General features: G+C 70.5%; 22 protein-coding genes and 2 pseudogenes. 16 read left to right on the top strand and 8 right to left on the bottom strand.

What is annotated here, in order from left to right:
• Nucleotides 1–2: 2 nt before the first annotated feature.
• The 4 genes from GEV10_26200 to GEV10_26215 all read right to left on the bottom strand — a co-directional run bounded on the left by GEV10_26200 (nt 3) and on the right by GEV10_26215 (nt 3,211).
• Entirely contained in the window at nt 3–224 is a 222-nt protein-coding gene (locus GEV10_26200; GenBank protein ID MQA81923.1) for a hypothetical protein, read from the bottom strand.
• Between the two features lie 266 nt (nt 225–490).
• Nucleotides 491–1,672: a M24 family metallopeptidase gene (locus GEV10_26205; protein MQA81924.1), complete on the bottom strand. Its 1,182-nt coding sequence runs from the start codon at nt 1,670–1,672 to the stop codon at nt 491–493.
• 23 nt (nt 1,673–1,695) lie between these two features.
• Nucleotides 1,696–2,763: a hypothetical protein gene (locus tag GEV10_26210; GenBank protein ID MQA81925.1), complete on the bottom strand. Its 1,068-nt coding sequence runs from the start codon at nt 2,761–2,763 to the stop codon at nt 1,696–1,698.
• Nucleotides 2,723–3,211, bottom strand: coding sequence for an AsnC family transcriptional regulator (locus GEV10_26215; GenBank protein ID MQA81926.1), 489 nt, complete (start codon nt 3,209–3,211; stop codon nt 2,723–2,725). The genes GEV10_26210 and GEV10_26215 overlap by 41 nt, the downstream gene beginning before the upstream one ends.
• 294 nt (nt 3,212–3,505) lie before the next feature.
• Between GEV10_26215 and GEV10_26220 the strand changes: the two genes are divergently transcribed.
• The 3 genes from GEV10_26220 to GEV10_26230 all read left to right on the top strand — a co-directional run bounded on the left by GEV10_26220 (nt 3,506) and on the right by GEV10_26230 (nt 5,578).
• Nucleotides 3,506–4,855: a TRAP transporter large permease subunit gene (locus tag GEV10_26220; GenBank protein ID MQA81927.1), complete on the top strand. Its 1,350-nt coding sequence runs from the start codon at nt 3,506–3,508 to the stop codon at nt 4,853–4,855.
• A gap of 23 nt (nt 4,856–4,878) precedes the next feature.
• Nucleotides 4,879–5,148 (top strand): hypothetical protein, encoded by a 270-nt coding sequence (locus tag GEV10_26225; protein MQA81928.1) that lies wholly within the window; start codon nt 4,879–4,881, stop codon nt 5,146–5,148.
• A gap of 160 nt (nt 5,149–5,308) precedes the next feature.
• On the top strand, nt 5,309–5,578 hold the full coding sequence (locus tag GEV10_26230) for a GNAT family N-acetyltransferase (protein MQA81929.1): 270 nt from the start codon (nt 5,309–5,311) through the stop codon (nt 5,576–5,578).
• Here the strand turns inward: GEV10_26230 and GEV10_26235 are convergent.
• From GEV10_26235 to GEV10_26245, 3 genes and pseudogenes are all read right to left on the bottom strand, one after another.
• Nucleotides 5,564–5,863 (bottom strand): annotated as a pseudogene (locus GEV10_26235) (class I SAM-dependent methyltransferase). The gene GEV10_26230 and the pseudogene GEV10_26235 overlap by 15 nt on opposite strands.
• 244 nt (nt 5,864–6,107) lie before the next feature.
• Nucleotides 6,108–6,350, bottom strand: a complete 243-nt coding sequence (locus GEV10_26240; protein ID MQA81930.1) for a hypothetical protein — start codon at nt 6,348–6,350, stop codon at nt 6,108–6,110.
• Between the two features lie 58 nt (nt 6,351–6,408).
• Nucleotides 6,409–6,876: a hypothetical protein gene (locus GEV10_26245; protein MQA81931.1), complete on the bottom strand. Its 468-nt coding sequence runs from the start codon at nt 6,874–6,876 to the stop codon at nt 6,409–6,411.
• A 588-nt stretch (nt 6,877–7,464) separates the two neighbouring features.
• Here GEV10_26245 and GEV10_26250 point away from each other — a divergent pair.
• The gene (locus GEV10_26250; GenBank protein ID MQA81932.1) at nt 7,465–8,166 is read left to right on the top strand and encodes an FCD domain-containing protein; all 702 of its coding nucleotides are present in this window, start codon (nt 7,465–7,467) and stop codon (nt 8,164–8,166) included.
• 12 nt (nt 8,167–8,178) lie between these two features.
• Here GEV10_26250 and GEV10_26255 read toward each other — a convergent pair whose 3' ends face one another.
• Nucleotides 8,179–9,351 (bottom strand): amidohydrolase family protein, encoded by a 1,173-nt coding sequence (locus GEV10_26255; protein ID MQA81933.1) that lies wholly within the window; start codon nt 9,349–9,351, stop codon nt 8,179–8,181.
• A gap of 50 nt (nt 9,352–9,401) precedes the next feature.
• Between GEV10_26255 and GEV10_26260 the strand changes: the two genes are divergently transcribed.
• From GEV10_26260 to GEV10_26315, 12 genes and pseudogenes are all read left to right on the top strand, one after another.
• Nucleotides 9,402–10,124, top strand: a complete 723-nt coding sequence (locus tag GEV10_26260; GenBank protein MQA81934.1) for an FCD domain-containing protein — start codon at nt 9,402–9,404, stop codon at nt 10,122–10,124.
• Between the two features lie 84 nt (nt 10,125–10,208).
• The gene (locus GEV10_26265) at nt 10,209–11,201 is read left to right on the top strand and encodes an LLM class flavin-dependent oxidoreductase (GenBank protein MQA81935.1); all 993 of its coding nucleotides are present in this window, start codon (nt 10,209–10,211) and stop codon (nt 11,199–11,201) included.
• On the top strand, nt 11,198–11,467 hold the full coding sequence (locus GEV10_26270) for a hypothetical protein (protein MQA81936.1): 270 nt from the start codon (nt 11,198–11,200) through the stop codon (nt 11,465–11,467). The genes GEV10_26265 and GEV10_26270 overlap by 4 nt, the downstream gene beginning before the upstream one ends.
• A 58-nt stretch (nt 11,468–11,525) precedes the next feature.
• Nucleotides 11,526–12,521 carry an ABC transporter substrate-binding protein gene (locus GEV10_26275; protein MQA81937.1) on the top strand — a complete coding sequence of 332 codons (996 nt, stop codon included), beginning with the start codon at nt 11,526–11,528 and terminating at the stop codon, nt 12,519–12,521.
• Between the two features lie 29 nt (nt 12,522–12,550).
• Complete coding sequence (locus GEV10_26280) at nt 12,551–13,351, top strand: ATP-binding cassette domain-containing protein (protein MQA81938.1); 801 nt, start codon at nt 12,551–12,553, stop codon at nt 13,349–13,351.
• Nucleotides 13,348–14,199, top strand: a complete 852-nt coding sequence (locus tag GEV10_26285; GenBank protein MQA81939.1) for an ABC transporter permease subunit — start codon at nt 13,348–13,350, stop codon at nt 14,197–14,199. The genes GEV10_26280 and GEV10_26285 overlap by 4 nt, the downstream gene beginning before the upstream one ends.
• The gene (locus GEV10_26290) at nt 14,196–14,957 is read left to right on the top strand and encodes an ABC transporter permease subunit (protein ID MQA81940.1); all 762 of its coding nucleotides are present in this window, start codon (nt 14,196–14,198) and stop codon (nt 14,955–14,957) included. The genes GEV10_26285 and GEV10_26290 overlap by 4 nt, the downstream gene beginning before the upstream one ends.
• Nucleotides 14,954–17,305 (top strand): molybdopterin-dependent oxidoreductase, encoded by a 2,352-nt coding sequence (locus GEV10_26295; protein ID MQA81941.1) that lies wholly within the window; start codon nt 14,954–14,956, stop codon nt 17,303–17,305. The genes GEV10_26290 and GEV10_26295 overlap by 4 nt, the downstream gene beginning before the upstream one ends.
• Nucleotides 17,302–18,171: a carbon monoxide dehydrogenase gene (locus GEV10_26300; protein MQA81942.1), complete on the top strand. Its 870-nt coding sequence runs from the start codon at nt 17,302–17,304 to the stop codon at nt 18,169–18,171. The genes GEV10_26295 and GEV10_26300 overlap by 4 nt, the downstream gene beginning before the upstream one ends.
• 20 nt (nt 18,172–18,191) lie before the next feature.
• On the top strand, nt 18,192–18,674 hold the full coding sequence (locus tag GEV10_26305) for a 2Fe-2S iron-sulfur cluster binding domain-containing protein (protein MQA81943.1): 483 nt from the start codon (nt 18,192–18,194) through the stop codon (nt 18,672–18,674).
• Nucleotides 18,675–18,720: 46 nt separating this feature from the next.
• Nucleotides 18,721–18,937: pseudogene (locus GEV10_26310) on the top strand (magnesium chelatase).
• 206 nt (nt 18,938–19,143) lie between these two features.
• Nucleotides 19,144–19,929: an AAA family ATPase gene (locus tag GEV10_26315; protein ID MQA81944.1), complete on the top strand. Its 786-nt coding sequence runs from the start codon at nt 19,144–19,146 to the stop codon at nt 19,927–19,929.
• The last annotated feature ends 231 nt before the right edge of the window (nt 19,930–20,160 follow it).

The following is a 20,160-nucleotide window of genomic DNA, read 5'->3' on the forward strand; positions in this document are numbered from 1 at the left end:
CCTCACCATCGACCGCGACCCCACCTGCATCTTCTCGGGATGACCCCGGGACGGCCACCGTCCCACCATTCCCCACACCCCGGCCGCAGGTGGAGCCAGTTACCGCCGTCGCAGTGGGGCCAGTTTGGGTTGACACGGCCATGCGGCACGTCGATCAGCACCTCCTCGGCGCGGACGGTGGTCTGGTACAGCATCTGCCACAGCACCCGCTCCCGCAGCGGCACAGGGACCACAATGAGCTTTCACTCATCCATCGACCTGCCACGTCGCACCCGCCGGATCCCGTCAGCCAAGTAGGCAAGGCTCGGTGTCTGCACGGCCTGGACGAGGATTGTGACGCGGCTGGGACATGACCGATCCCTGCGGGATCTTCCAATTCCATAGCCGTCGACCACGCCATGGAGCACCGGGGATCGCCGAGGACTTCCCGTTCACCGATCCGTACCGACCGCTTGAAACCCCGTGTCCCAAGCACTCCGACGCGTCGTGCTCAGTCCTGGGCGAGCAGGCTTTCCTCGAACCGGCATCGGCTGAGGCGCTCGTGTCCGGATCGGGTCACCAGCACGGCCTCCTCCAGGTGTGCGCCGCCGACCGCGGGTTGGTCGTAGAGGGTGACCCGGGGCTCGAGGCACATCACCATGCCGGGGCGCAGTTCGTAGTCGACGCCGCGGTGCACCAGCGGCTCGGCATGCAGTCCCCAGCCCAACTGGTGGCCGGTGGCGAAGCGGTGCTCGTACTTGGCGTATCCGAGGCCTCCGATCGCGTCGCGCGCGGCTCGATCGACCTCGGCGCAGGTGGCACCCGGCTTGACGGCGTCGATCGCCGCCTCGATTGCGGCGTGGGTGACCCGATAGATCTCGCGCTGGCGGGCGGTGGGTTCGCCCGCGCACACAGTGCGGCCGAGATCGCCGGTGTAGCCGCGGTACACCGCGCCCATGTCGAGGATGACCATCTCGCCGGACCGGATGCGTTTCTCGGTGGCGATCCGCTCGAAGATGGCGGCGTTCGAGCCGGATGAGACCACCGTTAGGAACGGCTGCATCTCCGAGCCCGCCCGCCGCATGGCTGTCTCGGCGGCCACCGCGACGTCGCGTTCGCGCACTCCAGGCCGGATGGCATCGAAGCTGGCGTGCAGCCCGGTCTCCACGATGGCCAGCGCGTGGCGGATGTAGTCGATCTCGATCGGGTGCTTGACCACGGTCAGCTCGATCCACAGCGGCGCGGCGTCGAGCACGCGGAGCCGGGGAAGGTGCTCCACCAAGCCCGCGTGCACCTGGAAGGGCAGCAGGTCCGCGGCGACCGTGCCGGAGCCGAGCCCGCAGTCGGTGAGCACGCCGGCCAGCGCGCCCGCCCACGTCTCCGGGCCGGAGATCTTGCGATGGTCGGCGATGTCGGATTTGATCCGGATGCGGTGGGTGTCGCTGCCCGAGCTGTAGCCGACAACGGGCGCGCCGCCGCTCGGGATCACCACGAAGTACTCCAGGTCCATGAAGGGCCGGTAGCCCTTGGCGTAGAAGTCAGTGGTGTAGCGGACGGCCTCGGACTTCGTGAACAGCATCGCGTCGATGCCGTGGGCGGCCATCACCTCCTGCAACCGCGTCTGCTTCCAGACGTGCAACTCGTCGCCGCCGTAGAACGACGGCTTCTCCTTCGACTGCACGGGGCTGGTCATGCGCTGTTCCTCCCGGTTGCGGGTCACTGGTCGAGCACGGCGCGCAGCACGTCGACCGCACGATCGACATCTGCATCGGACAGGTCGCAGTGGGTCACCAGGCGCAGCACGCCGGCGGCCGGTGACTGCACCAGCACGTCGCGACTGGCCAGCGCATCGATCACCTCACGCACGTCGTGGCCGGTGCCGTCGAGCCGCAACTGTACGATGTTCGTCGGCACGGCGGCGGTGACCACCCGGACACCGGCCAGCCCGGACAGGCCGGCCGCCAGCCGGGCGGCCCGCTCGTGGTCGACGCTGAGCTGCCCGAGGTCGCCGTCGAGCGCCACGATGCCGGCCGCTGCCGCCACCCCAGCCTGGTGGAGTTGCCCGCCGAGCAGCTTTCGGACCGGGCGGGCCCGTTCAATGAACCCGGCGTCCCCGAGCAGGATCGCGCCCAGCGGCGCACCGAGGCCCTTGGTCAGGCAGATCATCAGGCTGTCCGTCCCGGCGGCCAGCTCGTGCGGCCGGCTGCCGACCGCGACTGCGGCGTTGAGCAGGCGGGCACCGTCGAGATGCACCGGCACCCCGGCCGCCGAGGCCCCTCGGTACAACGGCGCCGCGTCCTCGGGGTGCCATGCGGTACCGCAGGCGGCGTTGTGCGTGTTCTCCAGGCACAGCAGCGCTGGCCGGTGCTCCGCCAGTGCCGCCCGGAAGTCCGCTTCCGTCGGCATGCCTGTGCGATCGTCGAGGGTGACCGCTCGCAGCCCGAGGTACTCCTCGTCGAAGGCTGCGGTCTCCCGCCGGAACAGGTGGGAGGTGGCGCCGACCGCCACCGCGGCCCCTCGCGGGCACCAGGTGCGCAGCGCGACCAGGTTGGCCATCGTCCCGCTCGGCATAAACAGCGCCGCGGGCGTGCGGAACAGGTCGGCAGCGCGCTGCTCCAGCGCGGCGACGGTGGGGTCGCCGGAGCGGCCGTCGGGCAGTTGTCGGGCGTCGTCACCGAGCCCGGCCTCCACAATCGCCGCACGCATCCCGGCGGACGGCAGCGTGACCGAGTCACTGCGCAGGTCAGTCATCGGCAATCTCCTCACCCACCCCTCGCTCGCCATCACCGGCCGGCTTGGGCACCGGTCGCCAGTCGTAGGTGTGCTTGAGCACGGTCAGGGCGGTCGAGTTGCGCACCTGCCGGATGCCCGGGATGCCGGGCAGTTCGACGGTGAGGAACTCGCTGAGGTGCTCGTGCGAGGGGAACATAGCGGTGAACCGGATGTCGTCCGCGCCGGTGGTCAGCGCCACGAACCGGATCTCCGGGTAGGTCACCAGCCGCTCGGCGATCTCCCGGGCGCGGCCGAACTCGACCCGCAGCGAGAAGCTCGAATCGATCTTGTAGCCTTTCCACTCCGGGTTGACCCCGGCCACGATCTGCATGACGTTCTCGGCCAGCAGCCGCCGGATCCGCGTGCGAATGGTGCCCTCGGCGACACCGATGATGCGGGCCAGCTCCCGGTTGCTGCGCCGGCCCTCCTCGCCGAGCAGCGCCAGGATCTGCTCGTCCACCCCGTCAAGTTCCACGTCGTCCTCTCGTCCTCGTCCCGCCGGCAGGGATCAGGCCATCCGAGACGACCGTGTCGACGCTGGCTCTGCACCACGAACTGCTTTTACCGCGCCGGATCGAGCGTCACCAAGGTCTGCACCTGCTGCGTTTATGACAACCTACACCGCCATTCTATCACGCAAACGCGTATTCTGGGCGATCTGTATTGACGATCTGCGTAGAACGCTGTTAGTCTCGCGGTCCGTTACCACAGTGGTACGGAGCGATCGCAACGGTGCGGGCGAAGGGCGGGAACCATGGGTCTAGGCATGATCGCGCTGATCGTTTTCGTCGCGGTGACGATCGTCTGGTTCGCAGCGCTGCGGCGGGACATCGCCGAGGCGCTGCTGGTGGCGTTTCTGGCCACGGCGGTGTGCGGGGGCTGGCAGGCCCCGCAATTGGTCCTCGACGGCGTCGTCGCGGCAGCGACCTCTGAGGTCCTGTTCGCCGCGATGGCCTTCGTGGTGATGAGCCAGGTGACCACCACGACCGGGCTCGTCGGCCGGCTGGCCGAGATCCTTAACTCGCTGTTCGGCCGATTGCCCGGCGGCGCTGGCTACGTCTCGACATTGGCGTCGGCGTTGTTCGGCCTGGTCTCTGGCAGCGGCGCGGGCAACGCCGCGACCGTCGGGACGATCACCGTGCCGTGGATGAAGCAGTCCAACTGGCGTCCCCGCGAGTCGGCGCTCATCGTCACCGGTAACGCTGGCCTCGGCATCGCCCTCCCGCCGAGCAGCACGATGTTCATCCTGCTGGCCGCCCCCGGGGTGTCCGGTGTGACGATCGACCAGGTCCTGGTCCCGCTACTCGCCGCCGGCTGCGTGACGCTGGTCTACCGGCTCGCGGTGGTCGCGTTCTTGGCGAGGCGGTACCGGGTGCGCGCACTGTCCGGCGACCTTGTCCCGCCGCTGCGGCAGACCCTGCGCGCCGGCTGGACCTCCGGGATCATCTTCCTGGGCGTCGCCGTACCGCTGCTGCTGACGGTCGGACCGGTCGCCAACGCGCTGCGCGCCGTCGACAGCGTCGGCGACGACGGAGTCGACGCGATCTCGATCATCATCTGGGTCCCGGTCCTGATCACAGTCTTCGCCCTTGTCGAGGGGCGCCGCCGCCTTCCGCGCGGCTGGTCCGGCCTGCACCGGATGGTGCTCGACGGCCGCCAGTCGCTGGCCGCGGTCGGCGGGTCGGTGTTCTTCGCCCTCGCCGCCAGCGACGTCCTGGCCCGACTCGGCCTCGATCGTGACCTGTCGAGCATGCTCAGCGGACTCGATCTCCCGAAGAGCGTGCTGGTACTCGTCGTCTGCTCGCTGCTGGTTCTGGTGGCCTCGCCGCTGAGCTCGACCTCGACGGTCGCCACTATCGGCGGGGTCGCCTTCGTCGCGCTCACTGGCGCCGGCCTGCCCCCGGTACTGGCATTCGTCATCATCCTGATCGCCACCTCGACCGAGGGAGCGTCGCCGCCCGGTGCAGCGGCGCTGTTCATCGCCGCCGGGCTGGCCAAGGTCGACCCGTCCCGGATCTTCCTCCCGGCCGTCGTCTACTACGTCGCACCGATCATCGTCATCGCCTGGCTGCTCGGCATGGGGTTCATCCCCATCCCGTTGTGACGCCGCCGAGAGAGGAGTTCACCATGCGCAGAAGGATCGGGCACGTGCTGGTCGCCGGAGTCGTGTTGTTCATGGCGATGGGCGTCGCGATCGTGGTGGTCCAACTGATCGGGCTCGTCCTGCTCGACGGCAATCTCCTGCAGGCCGCGGTCGACGTGCTCGGGAACTACGCCTTCATCCCCGCCGCCGGGGTGAGCGTGCTCGCCTACCTGCTCGACTACGGCAGCGCACCAGCCCCGGACAGCGGCGAGGAAACGTGGGGGCCCCCTGCTGCTCCGAAGACTTCTGACTGAGTGCGGCTTCTCGGACCCACCGACCTCGATGTCGTGCATGCCCTCTTCTCGAGCAGCGGGCACACGATCGGGGGCGGACCGGTCAGTGAATCGGAGCTGACCCTTGTGTGGCTGGAGCGATGAAGGTGTCGACTCCACGCAGAGAACGGCCTCGCCTGGTATGGACTCTGGGATCGCGACGGGAACTTCGTTGGCACTTGTGGCGCCTTCCCGGACGTTGCGGGGGGCGCCTGAGATCGGCTACGGGATCGCCTTCTCCCGTCGAGGGCATGGTTTCGCGTCCGAGGCCGCTCGCCTCGTCACTCTTGCCTGTCACGCGGCTGGCCATGCGCAGATCTGGGCCACGAGGCGGCCGACGAATATTGCATCGGTTCGCACCGTGCAGGCCAACGGATACATCTTGATCCGCATCCACCTAGTGGGCAGGTAGGGGCCTGAGCTTGAAGATCAGGATGCCGAGGTACTTGTTCATCCACTCCTGTTTGTGCGGGTAGCGATGTCGAGCGTCCTCGGACAGCTGCGGCTCGATCGCGGTCTCGATCCAGAGCCCTGCCGCGCTGAACTCGTTGAGCACATCGGAGATGGTGTAGGTGCGTTTCATGAGCGCGATCCGCTCGTTCCAGCCATGGCGGTAGGTGTACGAGTCCTTGGAGTAGTACTCCTCGCCCAGCGAAGTGCCATTCTGCTCGGCTCGTTCGACGGCACTCCAGACCGGCTGTTCGTCACTGCTCGCCGGTTAGTGCATGGGCCGCTGATGAGTCGCCGCTCACAGTGCGAGAGTCGCCTTGACTTCGACCCGCCGTCGGTGGAATACGCGCGGTCTTGATACGCAGGCTGTCCACTAACGGTAGGAATGTTCGCATCTGTGAAGTCGACGGTAGCACTTCCGCGCGTCGTCGGAGCTGCATCGCACGCCAGGCCCTGGCCTTTCGGTGTGGACGGCTCAGGGCGAGACCTTGTCATTTCCGGTGTTCCCGGGCGCGTCGGCGCGCGGCGCTGAGCCGTTTCTGGGCACCGGGCACATGGCCGCGCCGGATCAAGTCTTCGATGACACCAGCAGTGGCCGTGTCGACCTCGCCGGCACGGTGCGCGCGCCACAGCGAGTCGAGCGCCGCGAGTTGCTGCCGATCGAGACGATCGTCATCTACGACACGTCGCTCGCTCACCATGACCCCCAGACGTCCCACCAGGCCGGCGCTCACCGCTCATCATGTGCCACGCGCACCCGCAGGTAACTCCCGGGGGTGTCACCCTCTTGGGTTAGTTCCGGCGGGTGAACGCGTCGTGCTGTCGCCGTACCGCCGCTGACTGTTCGGCGGGTGTCAGTCCTTCCCGCAGATCCCACATCCAGTCGGGGAGCGCGCCAGGCCGGCCGTGAAGGATAGGGTCGGTGCGTCCCTGCGCGCGGTGCGCAGCGAGCCGACCGGCGTGGTAGCTGGCGATGACCGTGATCGGTAACCCGCGCTCCAACGCCGCCAGTACGTGGGCGTGCTGCCGAATCTGCCGGTCGGCGTCGGCTAGCGCACGTGCAGCGTCGGCGACCCGGTGGTCAGGATCGAGCTCGGCGATGTCGCCCAAGTGAGGTCGTTGCGTCTCACCGATCTTGACGAGCGCGTCCTCGGCCTTGTCTCGCGTGGCCTGGGCTCGGATGAGCGCCACGCGTGCGTCGGTGATCCGACGGAACAGCTTCTCCAGCTGCACCTCGGGCCAACCAGGGTTGCTGCTCATCGGCCACACTCCGTCAGGCCCAGCGTTCTCGGCACTCACCATTGCCCTCACCTCAGCATGACCCGTGCGGTCCGCCGGCGCCAAGGGTTCTGGGTTAGCCACCGAGGGCCCGCCATAGCGCCGGGGCGGTGTTCACGCGACCGTCAAGTGCCCCGGTCGCCTGCCGCTTTCCAGCGGCCAGCCCTACACCCCGGCACCGCATCCATCTATCCGAGGCTCACTTTGACGAGACGTCATCAGCGGTTCACTCACGTTCACCCGTCCGACCTTCCCCTCACCCGCAGCACCCAGATGGATCAAGGACCGCTTCGGCTTCCCCTGAGCTTCGCACCCCGCCGTTACCAGCGACGCACGTCAGGGCAGGGACAGGCCACGAACACTGCCCGGGCTACGTCATCGACAACACCGCCGACCTCCAACCAACGCGCCACTTGACACATGCGACCTCGTGTCGCACCACCTACGGAGTGCCTTTCAGCAGGTACATCTTGGACCTTCGACAAGCCTAAGCATCCCCTGCTGGACAGGTACTTCCGTACGTTACGCGCCGAGATCACCAACGCACAGACGAAACATCGAGGCTAGGGTGTGTCCTGCGGTGACGAGGAGGTGACGGAGGTGGCCGGACGCACCGATGCCGAGCGTCCTCCGACGGTGCAGGAGACGGTGTTGCGCCAGCTGCGCCGCTCCATCCTCGGCGGTGATCTCGCGCCGGGAAGCCAGATCCTGCAGCAGGAGATCGCCGCCCGGCTCGGCGTGAGCCGGGTACCCGTGCGCGACGCGCTCCGCACGCTCGAGGGGCAGGGACTGGTGACCTACTCCTCGCACCGCGGCTACCACGTCCGGCAGGTCGACATCACCGAACTGCTCGAGATCCAGGACATCAGGGATATCCTGGAGGGTGAGGCGCTGTGCACCGCGGTCGACCGCGTCGAGGACACGACGTTTGACCGCATGCAGGAGCACCTCGACGCGATGACGCGGGCGGAGGACGAGCAGGACTGGACGACGTGGAGCGACGCCCACCGGGAGTTCCACTTCACCCTTTTCGCGGCGTCCGGCATGCGGCGCCTGATGCGCATACTCGACCGGCTGTGGGACGCCTCGGACATCTACCGGTCGTACTACATGCGGACGGGGAGCGCGCGTTCCCGCACCTCGCGCGAGCACCATGACCTGCTCGCCGCCGCGCGGTCGCGTGACACCGGGCAGCTGCTCACCCTGCTGGCCGAGCACCACCGTGGCACTGTCCACACCATCCGCGGCTCGCTGACCGACGAGACGAGGTAGCGCCCGGTCGGCTCAGCCCCGGCGGACCGACGCGAGGGCGCGCGGTGGCGGGGTCTGCTCGCTGCGACCGCAGACCAGCGGCTCGCCGTCGACGAGGACCAGGCTGATGCCGGGGAGATCGCCGAGCGCGAACGACTCCATCGCGTCGGCGGCCGGCGACCCGGTGACGGGGCCGAGCACCACCAGGTCGGCGGGCCGGCCGGGAGCGAGGACGCCCTGGGCGAGTCCGTGCGCCCTGGCGGTGTTGCCGGTGGCGGCGGCGAGCGCCGTCTCCGGTGGCAGCCCACAGACCGAGCTGAGGAAGCAGACGTTGCGCAGCATGCCCCGTGGGATGACGCCGGTGCCGCCCGGCGTGTCGGTGCCGACGGTGAGCCGGTGCAGCTGGTTACCCTCGCGGAGGTGGTCGACGGTGACCATCGTCGCCCGGTAGTTCATCGAGCTGCACACCTCGACGGCCGCCTCCGGCAGGTCGTCGATCACGCCGCGGATCTCGTCGTCGGGCATCGGGATCGGCCCGCCCGAGACGTGCGCGACGACGTCGGGGGCGACCGCCGTCACGACCTCTCGCCCCGCGACCCGGCTCGACCCGGAGCGGGAGACGCCGCCGGAGTGCATCTTCACCGTCATGCCGCGCTCGTGCGCCCAGGTCACGTACTGCGCGGCCTCGCCGTCGTCGAGACGTGCCCAGTCGTAGAAGATGAACTTCAGGTGCGCGATGCCGGCCTCAGCCATCGCGTCGAAGTGACCGGCGGTGAGGCCGGGCACCAGCAGCAGCGTGCCGGCGTCGACCTTGACGCCGGACGGACGGACGCGCCCGACGGTGCGCCGACTCAGCCGGGCGAGACCGAGCACGAGGTCGGGCTCGAGGTCGTCGAACGGCAGCGCGGGCACGTGCAGCTCGCCCGCGGAGACCATGGTGGTGGTACCGCCGTGCAGATAGTTGCGCACCCAGCCGATCGCGTTCTGCGCGGGCGTCCACTCGCCCACGGTCGGGTGGACGTGCCCGTCGACCAGCCCGGGGACGACGGTGAGGCCGGCGGCGTCGACGACGACGTCGGCGCTCGACCGGTCGGTGTCGATCTCCGCGACCAGGCCGTCCTCGATCAGCAGCGACGACTCTCGCCGCGCGGGCGAGCCGTCGCCGGTGACCAGAGCGCCGACGTTCGTGACGAGGGTGGACGACATGCCACCTCCTGCAGCGACGTTGTATACGTGATACGAAGTATGCCGACACGGTGAGCCGACGTCGGGCGTGGGGGGTGGTCATGGCGCAGGAGCAGCCCGGCTTCGTCCGGCCACCCACGACGCAGGAGGCGGTGCTCGCCGTGTTGCGGCAGGCGATCCTCCAGGGCGCGGTGCCGCCGGGCACCCCGCTGGTCCAGGAGGAGATCGCGCAGCGCTTCCGGCTGAGCCGGGTGCCCGTCAGGGAGGCGCTGCGGCGGCTCGAGGGCGAGGGCCACGTCGTCTACCGGCCACGCCGCGGCTACGTCGTCGCCGGCCTGACGCCCGACGACTTCGCGGAGCTGTCACGGCTCCGCGAGCTACTCGAGACCGACGCCGTCCGCCGCACGATGGCCCGGCCGGGGAGCTGCGACCTCACCGCGATGCGACGGCTCTTCCGCGACCTCGACGCCGCCGCCCGCGACCACGATCCGGTCGCGTACGCCCGTGCCGACCGCGCGTTCCACCTCGCGCTGGTGGAGCCCGCGGGACGGGCGTGGCTCACCCGGGTCGTCGCGCAGGTGTGGGACGCCTGCGGTCCGTACCTCGCCCTGCTCCACGCCGCTCCCGACCACCACGCGCGTGAACGGCCTGGCTACGAGGCCCTGCTCGCGGCGGTCGCGGCGTACGACGCCGAGCGCGTGCTCGCGCTGCTCGGCGAGCGCCGCGCACGCGCGATCGCCGCGGTGACGACGGCACTCCGCGACCGCGACGGCGGCGCGGTCCGACACCCGTGAAGGCCGCCCACGTCCGGGGGGTTCCGTTCGGTCCGGTCGGAGGCTACGGTTTGTATACATTACCCAAACCAGCCAGAGGTGACCGTGATCAGCGCCGGCGTCGGACTCTTCCCGACCGAGCCCGTGGGTGCCCTCCGCGACTACACGGCGCTGGCCGAGTCGCTCGGGTACGAGCACGTGTGGTTCGGCGACTCGCAGAACATCTGGCGTGAGTCGTCGGTGACCATGGGCGCGGCCGCGGTCGGCACTGAGCGGGTGATCCTCGGCTCAGGCGTCACCAACGCCGTGACCCGGCACCTGTCGCTCCTCGCGTCGACGTGGGCGACGCTCGCCGAGCAGACCGGCGGCCGGGTCGCACTCGGCATCGGCACCGGCGACTCGTCCCTGCGCACCATGGGTCTGAAGCCGCTGAAGCTGCGCGAGCTCGAGCACGCCATCGACCAGCTGCGCACGCTCTTTCGCGGGGAGGAGGCGATCGAGCCGACGAGCGGCGCGCGGTTCCGGCTGAGCTACCTCACCGAGCCGGTGCGCATCCCGATCTACGTCGCCGCGTCCGCGCCCAGGATCCTTGAGCTCGCCGGCCGCGTCGCCGACGGCGTGATCGCGCTGGTCGGCACCTCGCCGGAGTTCATCGACGCGGCGCTGCGGCGGATCGAGGCCGGCGCCAGGGCGTCCGGCCGGACGCTCGCCGACCTGCACGTGGTGCTGTGGACCCCGACCGCGATCGCCGACGATCCGGTGCAGGCGCGCGACCTCACCCGCGCGCACGTGGCACGGGTATGCATCCGGCCGCTGCCCGCCGAAATCGACCCGTCACTGCAGGAGGCGGTCGACCGCATCAGGGAGACGTACGACTACTACCACCACATGGACACCACGGCGGCCCACGCCGGGCTGGTGCCCGACGAGCTGGTCGACCTGTTCGCCCTCGCCGGCACGCCGCAGGAGTGCCGTGAGCGGACGGCGAAGGTCGCCGCCTCCGGTGTCGACCAGATCGCGATCGTGCCGTTCGTCCGCCCCGGGGAGAGTAGGGCGGACACGATGCGCGCCTTCGCCGACATCGCGGCCGCGCCATGACCGCGTCCGTCGGCGCCACACCCGCACGCGCCACAGATCCGTACCCACCGCCCGGAGCCGCCGTGCCGGGCGCACCGCCGCCGCTGCTGCGTTCCCGCGGCGCACCTGTCCCCGTTCCCGATCCGCCACGAGACGCACCGGACGAGTCCCGGCGAGGGGGCGGAGTCCCCCGCATCGACCCGTCTCTGGTCGTACTCGGCGCGGTCGCCGTGGCATCGGCGATCGCCGCCGCCCGCTGGTACCGCAACCGCCGCTCCGGTCACTGACCGCCGCGGCGCCGACACCCCGTCACCGACCCTCTTCCCCGCTACCCGAGGAGAACCGATGTCCCCCAAGAGCCCCTGGCGACGCATCGCCGCCGCCGTCTTCGCTCTCTGCACGCTCGTCGCGGCGGCCGGCTGCGGCGGCGACGCGGAGAAGTCCGACGGCTCCGTGCAGATCCGCGTGGCCGCCACCGGAGCCGACAGCCTGCCGTTCATGGCGGTGCTCCAGCTCGCCATCGACAAGGGCTGGTTCAAGAGTCGCGGACTCGACGTCTCGATCTACTCCGGTGGCGGCGGGGGCAACACGCTGCGCGTCGTCACCAGCGGCGACGCCGACCTCGCGATCACCGGCAGCTCGTCGGTCGTGCTCGCGAGCGAGAAGCCCGCGGCGAACCTCGCCGTGATCGGCTCCTGGTTCCAGGTCAACGACTTCTACTGGATCACCCCGGACGAGGACGCGAAGCTCGCGGGCGCCAAGCTCGGATTCTCCACCGCGGGCTCGGCCACCGAGCTGATCGTCAAGGCGCTGCAGGCCAAGCGTCCCGATGACAAGATCTCCGCGGTGTCCGTCGGCGGCATGGGTGACAACTGGGCGGCGGCCAAGGCGGGCCGCATCACCGCCGGCTGGGCCATGCACCCGTTCGTCACCGAGAAGGAGCAGGAGGAGGGTGCCCGCACGCTCGTCGCAACCCGTGACGTGATCGGTGACCACCCGGCCGACCTGGTGGCGGCCAACAAGGACTTCCTGAAGGACAACCCCGACGCGATGAAGAAGTTCTTCGAGGGCGCGGAACAGGCCTTCGAGTACGTCGTGGACGACACCGACAAGGCCGCCGCCGAACTCGCGCCGCTCGTCGACGTCGACGAGAAGGTCATGGCGAAGGCCCTGAAGGACACCCCCGAGTTGGCGAAGGCGTACTCGCTGAAGGTCGACCCCGTCGCGCTGAAGAACCTGTCCGACATGATGACGCAGGCCGGTCAGATCAAGGAGCCCGTCGACTGGGGCACGGTGCTCGACCAGCAGTACCTGCCCGCGAGCGCCCGCGCCGACCTCTGACGTGTACGCGCCGAGGGCCGAGGAGACGCATGACACGACCAGGCATCGACATCCGCGACCTCACGGTCCGGTTCGCCACGCCGAACGGCGACGACATAGTGGCGGTCGACGGCGTCACCCGCACCGTCGACCAGCACCGGTTCGTCTCGATCGTCGGGCCGAGCGGGTGCGGCAAGTCGACACTCCTCAACACCGTCGCGGGCCTGCAGCCTGCCACGTCCGGATCCGTCGCGATCGACGGCGTCCCGGTCACCGGGCCCGACCGCAAGGTGGGCATGGTCTTCCAGGAGGAGTCGACCCTGCCATGGAAGACCGTCGCGGAGAACGTCGCCTTCGGCATGCGCATCCTCGGCGTCGACAAGGCGACCGCACGCACGCGGACGGCCGAGGTGATCGATCTGGTCGGCCTCAACGGCTTCGAGCAGGTCTACCCGGCCACCCTGTCGGGCGGTATGCGGCAACGGGTGGCGCTGGCGCGGACGCTCGCCCAGCAGCCGTCCGTCGTCCTGATGGACGAGCCGTTCGCGGCACTCGACCAGCAGACGCGCCTGCTGCTCGGCGCCGAGGTGCGGCGGATCTGGCGGCAGACCCACCAGACGGTGCTGTTCGTCACCCACGACCTCTCCGAGGCGCTGCTGATGTCGCAGGAGGTCTGGGTGATGTCGTACCGTCCCGGTCGCGTCATCGACGTGGTGGAGGTCGACCTGCCGGACGACCGCGACGCGTCCGCGGTGTCCACGCCGCACTTCAACGCCCTGCAGAACCGTATCTGGGGCTCGCTGCAGGAGGAGGCCATGCGCGGCTTCGTCGCCGAGTCGAGGGCGACGTGAGCACGCACGACGCGGGCGGCCGGACCGTCACCGTCCCTCCCGGCCGCGCCGGGCAGGCGCCGACCGGGCGGAGGCGGCAGCGGCCCCGCCTCGGCACCGCGTACAGCGCCACGGCCACGGTCGTCCTCCTCGCGCTCGGCGTGCTGCTGTGGTTCGCCGGCTCGGCGGGCTCGTGGTGGTCGGCGGCCACGCTGCCGGCGCCGGCGGACGTCGCCGCGGCGTTCCCCGCGCTCGCCGAGTCGAGCGAGTTCTGGCGTGACACCGGTCGCACGTTCGGCGAGATCACCCTGTCGTTCGCCGCGGGCTCATTCCTCGGTCTGCTCGCCGGCACCGCCTTCTGGAAGCTGCCGACGGTCGGCCGGGTGTTCGAGCCGTATCTCGTGTCGTTCTACGCCGTGCCGATGGTGCTCTTCTACCCCGTCATGATCGTCGTCCTCGGCATCAACCAGTGGCCGGTCGTCGTGCTCGCCACCGTCATGGCCTTCATCCCGATGGCGCTGAACAGCTGGGTGGGCCTGCAGGGGCTGCCGCCGGTCTATCTCAAGCTCGCCAGGTCGCTGCGCTGCACGCCGACTCAGACCCTGTTCCAGGTCGCGCTCCCCGGCGCCGCTCCGTACATCCTCGCGGGTACGAGGCTCGCCGCCGTGTATGCACTCATCGGCACGGTCGCCATGGAGTTCACCACCGCGTCCGCCGGGCTCGGCTTCCGGATCAGGTACCTGTACGAGGCGTTCGACAACGTCACGATGTTCGCCTACATCGTCGTGGTGCTCACTCTGTCGCTGGTCGTGACCGCGCTGCTCGCGCTGCTGGAGTGGCGCCTGATGCGAAGGAGGAGCGCGACATGACGGCTCTGCCACACGCCGGGCGACGCGGCCGGCAGCCCTCGGCCGTGCTCGTCGGATCGGTGCTGGTCCTCGTCGGGACCGTCGTCGCATGGTGGGCCGCGGCCCAGGTGCTGTTCGTGATCCCCCAGCCGACCGACACGGTCCGCGCGCTCGCCGAGCATCTCGTCGACCCCGCGTTCCGCACCGACATGCGCGTGACGGCGCTCGCGGTTCTCATGGCGTTCGGCATCGGCACGCTCGTGGGTGCGCTCGCCGGCTTGGCTCTCGGCCTGTCCACCTGGGTGCGCGCGACCTTCGAGCCGCTCGTCATCGGCCTCAACGGGATCCCCAAGATCGTGCTGTACCCCGTGCTGCTGCCGGTGTTCCACCTCGGGTACGGGTCGAAGGTGGTCATGGGCGTGCTCTTCGCGCTCTTCCCCGTCCTCATCAACGTCGCCGTCGGCGTCCGCGAGGTCCCGCGGGTGTACCGCAAGCTGGCCAGGTCGCTCGACGCGTCGTGGTGGCAGTACCTCGTGCACATCCTGGTGCCGGCGATCCGACTGCCACTGCTCACCGGCGTCCGCCTGTCCGTCTCGCTCGCGACCGTCGGCGTGGTGCTGTCGGAATTCTTCGCGACCAAACAGGGCCTCGGACGCTCGATCCTGCGGTCGTACGGCGCAGGTGACTATCCCGACATGATGTCGACGATCCTGCTGCTGGTGTCGGTCTCGTTCGTCGTCTCGCTGCTGCTGTGGCGTCTCGAACGGCGGGCCAGATGACGTCGACGTCCCCGCGGTATGTCGGCAGCGATGTCGCGCGGCGCGAGGATCGGAGGTTCCTCACCGGTCAGGGCAGGTTCGTCGCCGACCTCGCCGGCGACCGCACGCTCCACACGATGTTCGTCAGGTCGACGGTCGCACGCGGCGCGATCCGCGGCATCGACGTCGCCGACGCCGACGCGCTCCCCGGCGTGCGCGCCGTGTTCACGGCGACCGACCTGCTGCCGCACCTGGGTCCGCTGCGGCCGCTCCACCAGGCGCACCCCGCCTTCCGCGCGGCGTTCCACACCGAGGGCGACCCGCGTCCCCTCGACTGCCTCGCACCCGGTCGCGTCCGCTACGTGGGCGAGCCCGTCGCCGTCGTCGTCGCCGAGAGCCGCGCCGTCGCCGAGGACGCCGCCGACCTCGTGCACGTCGACTACGAGGCGGCCGAGCCGATCCTCGACCCCGTCGCCGCGGCCGCACCCGGTGCGGCACTCGTCCATCCGGACACCCCGAGCAACGTCGCGATGCGGCTCAGCACGTCGTACGGCGACGTCGACGGCGCGTTCACCGCCGCCCACACCGTGGTCGACGAGACCTTCACCATGGGGCGGCACACCGGCATGCCACTGGAGTGCCGCGGAGTGCTCGCCACCTGGGATCCGCGGCGCGAACGGGTCGAGGTCTGGACGTCGACCCAGGTGCCGCACATCGTCCGCGACGCCCTCTGCGAGTCGACCGGCTGGTCTCTCGGCGAGGTGCGGGTACGGGTGCCCGACGTCGGCGGCGGGTTCGGACCGAAGGCCAACGTGTACCCGGAGGAGGTGGTGGTCCCGTACCTCGCCCGGATGCTCGGCACGTCCGTGGCCTGGCTCGAGGACCGCGCGGAGCACTTCACGGCGACCGCACACTCGCGCGACCAGCGGATCAGGATCCGGCTGGCGGTCGACGGCGAGGGACGCCTGCGCGGCCTCGACGTCGACGCGGTCGCGGACATCGGTGCCGGCAGCCTCTGGGCCACGGGGATCGTCGCCAACACCGCGATCCACGCGATGGGGCCGTACCGGCTGCCCGCCTACCGCGCCCACGGCGTCGCGGTCTACACGAACAAGACGGTCGTGGCGCAGTACCGCGGCGCGGGGCGGCCCGAGGCGTGCTTCGCGCTGGAGCGCGCGCTCGACCTCGCCGCCGACCGGCTCGGGATCGGCAGGGACGAGATCCGCCGCCGCAACCTGCTCCGCGCCGACGAGCTGCCGCACACCAAGCCGCTGCCCTACCGCGACGGCGCACCGATCACCTACGACGGCGGCGACTACGTGGCGTGCCTCGATGCGTGCCTGAAGGAGCTGCCGCCCGAGGAACGCGACCACTACGCGAGCGACGGCGAGGACCTGCACGTCGGTCACGGCGTCGCGACGTACATCGAGGCGACGGGGCGCGGGCCCTACGAGTCGGCGCGCGTCCGGCTCCTCGACGACGGCGACTTCGAGGTCGGCACCGGCGCGGCGTCGGCCGGGCAGTCGCACGAGACGACCCTGGCGCAGATCGCGGCCGACGCGCTCGGAGTCGGGCTCGACCGCGTGCGCCTGGTCCCCACCGACACGGCGGACATCCCCCGCGGCGTCGGCACGTTCGCGAGCCGCTCCGCCGTCGTCGCCGGGAACGCCGTGCACGCGGTCGGGCGTCGGCTGGCCGAGCGTGCGGCGTCCCTGGCGGCACGCCTTCTCTCCGTCGACGAGGTCGAGCGCACCGACGACGGCTTCGCGGCCACCGACGGGCGTGCGGTGAGCTGGCGCGAGCTGGCCGGCGAGCTCGGCACCGGCGGGCGGCTGGACTCGGTCGGCGCGCTGGACGAGCGCGGTGAGTTCAGCCCGCCGACCGTGACCTGGACGATGGGCGCGCATGCCGTGCTCGTCGGCGTCGACCGGGAGACCGGGCTCGTCCGCGTCCTCAGGTACGCCGTCGCCCATGAGGGCGGCGTCGAGGTGAACCCGGGCGTCGTCGAGGGCCAGGTGCGCGGCGGCGTGGCGCAAGGGCTCGGTGGCGCGCTGCTCGAGCAGGTGGACTACGCCGAGGACGGCCAGCCGCGCGTGGCGACGTTCGCCGACTACCTGCTCCCCGCGTCGACAGACGTCCCACCGGTCGACGTCATCGCGCTGCACGCGCCGACCCGGCTCAACGCGCTCGGCCTCAGGGGCGTCGGGGAGAGCGGCACGATCGCCGCGTACGCGGCCGTGGCCAGCGCACTGGAGGACGCGCTGCCGGACCGCGGCGCGGCCGTCACCAGTACGCCACTCACCCCGGCGGCGGTGCTCGGCCTGCTGGACGATTCGGCGGCACCGGCACCCCTCGGGGACGGCCGATGAAGCCGGCGCCGTTCGGCTACACCCGACCCCGTTCCGTCGCCGAGGTGCTCGACATTCTTCGCGCCGAGCCCGACGCGAAGGTGCTCGCGGGCGGCCAGAGCCTGCTGGCGGTCATGAACCTGCGGCTCGCGCGACCGGCCAGGCTCGTCGACCTCGGTGTCCTACGCGAACTCGACCGGGTCTTCGACGACGACGGCGCCGTCCTCGTGGGAGCACTCTGCACGCATCGCCGGCTCGAGACCGACCCGCTGCTGGCGCGGCGCCTGCCGCTGCTCGCCGCTGCCGCACGGCAGATCGGGCACGTGTCGATCCGCAACCGCGGCACGCTCGGCGGCAGCCTCGCGCACGCCGACCCCGCCGCGGAGCTGCCCGCAGCCATGGTTGCCCTCGACGCGACGTGTTACGTCGAGGCGCGGGACAGCGGTCGGCGCGCCGTCCCCGCACGCGACTTCTTCGAGTCCTCCTTCACGACCGCCATGCACGACGACGAGCTGTTGACCTGGGTGCGGATCCCGACGCCGGCACCGGAGCCCGGTTGGGGGTTCGCCGAGGTGGCGCGCAGGCACGGCGACTTCGCGTCCGCGGGCGCGGTGACGATCGTCCACCGCGAGGGCGACCGCGTGGGGGACGTCACCGCCGTCCTGTTCGGCGTCGGCGACCGTCCCGTGCCAGTCGACTGCACGGAGCTGGCCGGCACGTCGCTCGACGACGAGACGCTGCGGGCGTTCGCGCATCGAGTGACGCGCTCGCTCGCGCCAGCCGAGGAGCCCGAGCTACGCCGCCGACACGCGGCCGCGTCACTCGCCCGCGCACTCACCCAGGCCGCCACGCGCCGCGGCCCGCGCCGGCAGGACGGTGCCGCGTGAACGGGACGGACGGCACCGACGTGGTCGTCGACCTCGTGGTCAACGGCCGGCGGCACCGGCGCACCGTCCCGGCCCGCACCTCGCTCGCCGACCTGCTGCGCGACCGGCTCGGACTGACCGGCACCCACCTCGGCTGCGAGCACGGGGTCTGCGGTGCGTGCTCGGTGCTCGTCGACGGTCAGAGCGTCCGCTCGTGCCTGCTCCTCGCCGCGCAGGCGTCGGGGCACGAGGTGCGCACCGTCGAGGACCTCGCCGACGGCGACGTCCTGTCCCCGCTGCAGCAGGCGCTCGCCGAGCGGCACGGCCTGCAGTGCGGGTTCTGCACCCCGGGCGTCCTGATGGTGGCGACGGAGCTGCTGCGACAGCCGGGCCCGGTCGACGAGCAGACCGTCCGTGACTGGATGTCCGGGAACGTCTGCCGGTGCACCGGCTACCAGGGCATCGTCGACGCAATCCTCGACGTCGCCGCCGCGCGCTCGCCAATCGACGACGAGAAGACGTAGCGTCGATGACACAGTGCCATCTGCCTCCGGCGGCCTTGCGTCAGTGATCCCCTCGCCCCCTGCCGACCTACCGAAGACCGTCGGCGAGCTGCGTGCCGCCGGTCACGAGCCGCGCGGCGTGCGCCGAACTCGGTGACAACCTGCTGGCCGCGCTCCGTGCGGGCCGTGACCCGTGGCCCGGCATCGTCGGGTTCGGCGAGACGGTCCTGCCGAAGCTCGAGCGCGCCCTGATCGCCGGACACGACGTCGTCCTGCTCGGCGAGGACCCCGGCCGTCGTCGACCTGGGCCTGCGACACCCAGCGACGCACGGACTCCTTGCCGACGCCGACCTGCTTGGCCACCGCCTCCGACGCGGCCGTCAACGACAGGTACTCCGACAGGTGCTCGCTCACCAGCCGCACAGCACGGACACGGACCTCAGGATCGATCTTCTTCGGCATGGTGCACATCCTTCCAACTCTGAAAGAGATGCCCACCACAACCAAGACCAGGGACGTCACCGCCGAACTCGCGTTCCTGACCCGGGCGCTGAAGGCGCCCACGATGCGCGAGGCCGTCGACCGGCTCGCAGAACGAGCCCGCGCGGAGTCCTGGACCCACGAGGAGTTCCTGGCCGCGGTCCTGCAACGCGAGGTCGCCGCTAGCGAGGCCCACGGCGGAGAGGGAAGGATCCGGGCCGCCCGATTCCCAGGCCGCAAGGCGCTCGAGGACTTCGACTTCGACCACGCCCGCGGCCTCAAACGCGACCTGATCGCCCACCTCGGGACGCTGGACTTCGTCATCGCCCGCGAGAACGTGGTCTTCCTCGGACCACCCGGCACCGGCAAGACCCACCTGGCCACCGGGATCGCGATCCGCGCCTGCCAAGCCGGCCACCGGGTCCTGTTCGCCACCGCGTCCGAGTGGGTCGACCGGCTCGCCGGCGCCCACCACGACGGGCGACTGCAAGACGAGCTGCGCCGCCTGGGCCGCTACCCGCTGCTGGTCATCGACGAGGTCGGCTACATCCCCTTCGAACCCGAAGCCGCGAACCTCTTCTTCCAGCTCGTCTCAGCCCGCTACGAACGCGCCTCCCTCATCGTCACGTCCAACAAGCCCTTCGGGCGCTGGGGCGAGGTCTTCGGCGACGACACCGTCGCCGCCGCGATGATCGACCGGCTCGTCCACCACGCCGAGGTCATCGCCCTCAAGGGCGACTCCTACCGCCTGAAGAACCGCGACCTCGGCCGGGCACCCAGCCCGACCGACAACTGACAACGACAACCAGGCAGGTGGTCAGATTTCGGCCGACGCCAACTGGTCAAAGTTCAGCCGACGTTGACAGTCCCTACCGCGATGCTTCCCCGCTAGGGATGCGCTGATTTTCTGGTTCGTCCGGGGTGCCGTCTGGCTGGGTGCTGGGGATCGCGGAATGATGAGGTGTGCGCAGCGATCAGGCCAGTTTCACCGATGTCGAGTACGGCAACCGTCGACGGGTCTCCCGCC

It is taken from the genome of Streptosporangiales bacterium, from assembly GCA_009379955.1.
GTDB lineage: Bacteria > Actinomycetota > Actinomycetes > Streptosporangiales > WHST01 > WHST01.

Coding starts and splice junctions, on each gene's coding strand:
- GEV10_26205 (MQA81924.1), bottom strand. CDS start 1,672: ATGACCAGCCCCGTGCAGTCGAAGGAGAAGCCGTCGTTCTACGGCGGC.
- GEV10_26210 (MQA81925.1), bottom strand. CDS start 2,763: ATGGCGAGCGAGGGGTGGGTGAGGAGATTGCCGATGACTGACCTGCGC.
- GEV10_26220 (MQA81927.1), top strand. CDS start 3,506: ATGGGTCTAGGCATGATCGCGCTGATCGTTTTCGTCGCGGTGACGATC.
- GEV10_26225 (MQA81928.1), top strand. CDS start 4,879: ATGCGCAGAAGGATCGGGCACGTGCTGGTCGCCGGAGTCGTGTTGTTC.
- GEV10_26230 (MQA81929.1), top strand. CDS start 5,309: ATGGACTCTGGGATCGCGACGGGAACTTCGTTGGCACTTGTGGCGCCT.
- GEV10_26245 (MQA81931.1), bottom strand. CDS start 6,876: ATGAGCAGCAACCCTGGTTGGCCCGAGGTGCAGCTGGAGAAGCTGTTC.
- GEV10_26255 (MQA81933.1), bottom strand. CDS start 9,351: ATGTCGTCCACCCTCGTCACGAACGTCGGCGCTCTGGTCACCGGCGAC.
- GEV10_26270 (MQA81936.1), top strand. CDS start 11,198: ATGACCGCGTCCGTCGGCGCCACACCCGCACGCGCCACAGATCCGTAC.
- GEV10_26275 (MQA81937.1), top strand. CDS start 11,526: ATGTCCCCCAAGAGCCCCTGGCGACGCATCGCCGCCGCCGTCTTCGCT.
- GEV10_26280 (MQA81938.1), top strand. CDS start 12,551: ATGACACGACCAGGCATCGACATCCGCGACCTCACGGTCCGGTTCGCC.
- GEV10_26290 (MQA81940.1), top strand. CDS start 14,196: ATGACGGCTCTGCCACACGCCGGGCGACGCGGCCGGCAGCCCTCGGCC.
- GEV10_26295 (MQA81941.1), top strand. CDS start 14,954: ATGACGTCGACGTCCCCGCGGTATGTCGGCAGCGATGTCGCGCGGCGC.
- GEV10_26300 (MQA81942.1), top strand. CDS start 17,302: ATGAAGCCGGCGCCGTTCGGCTACACCCGACCCCGTTCCGTCGCCGAG.
- GEV10_26315 (MQA81944.1), top strand. CDS start 19,144: ATGCCCACCACAACCAAGACCAGGGACGTCACCGCCGAACTCGCGTTC.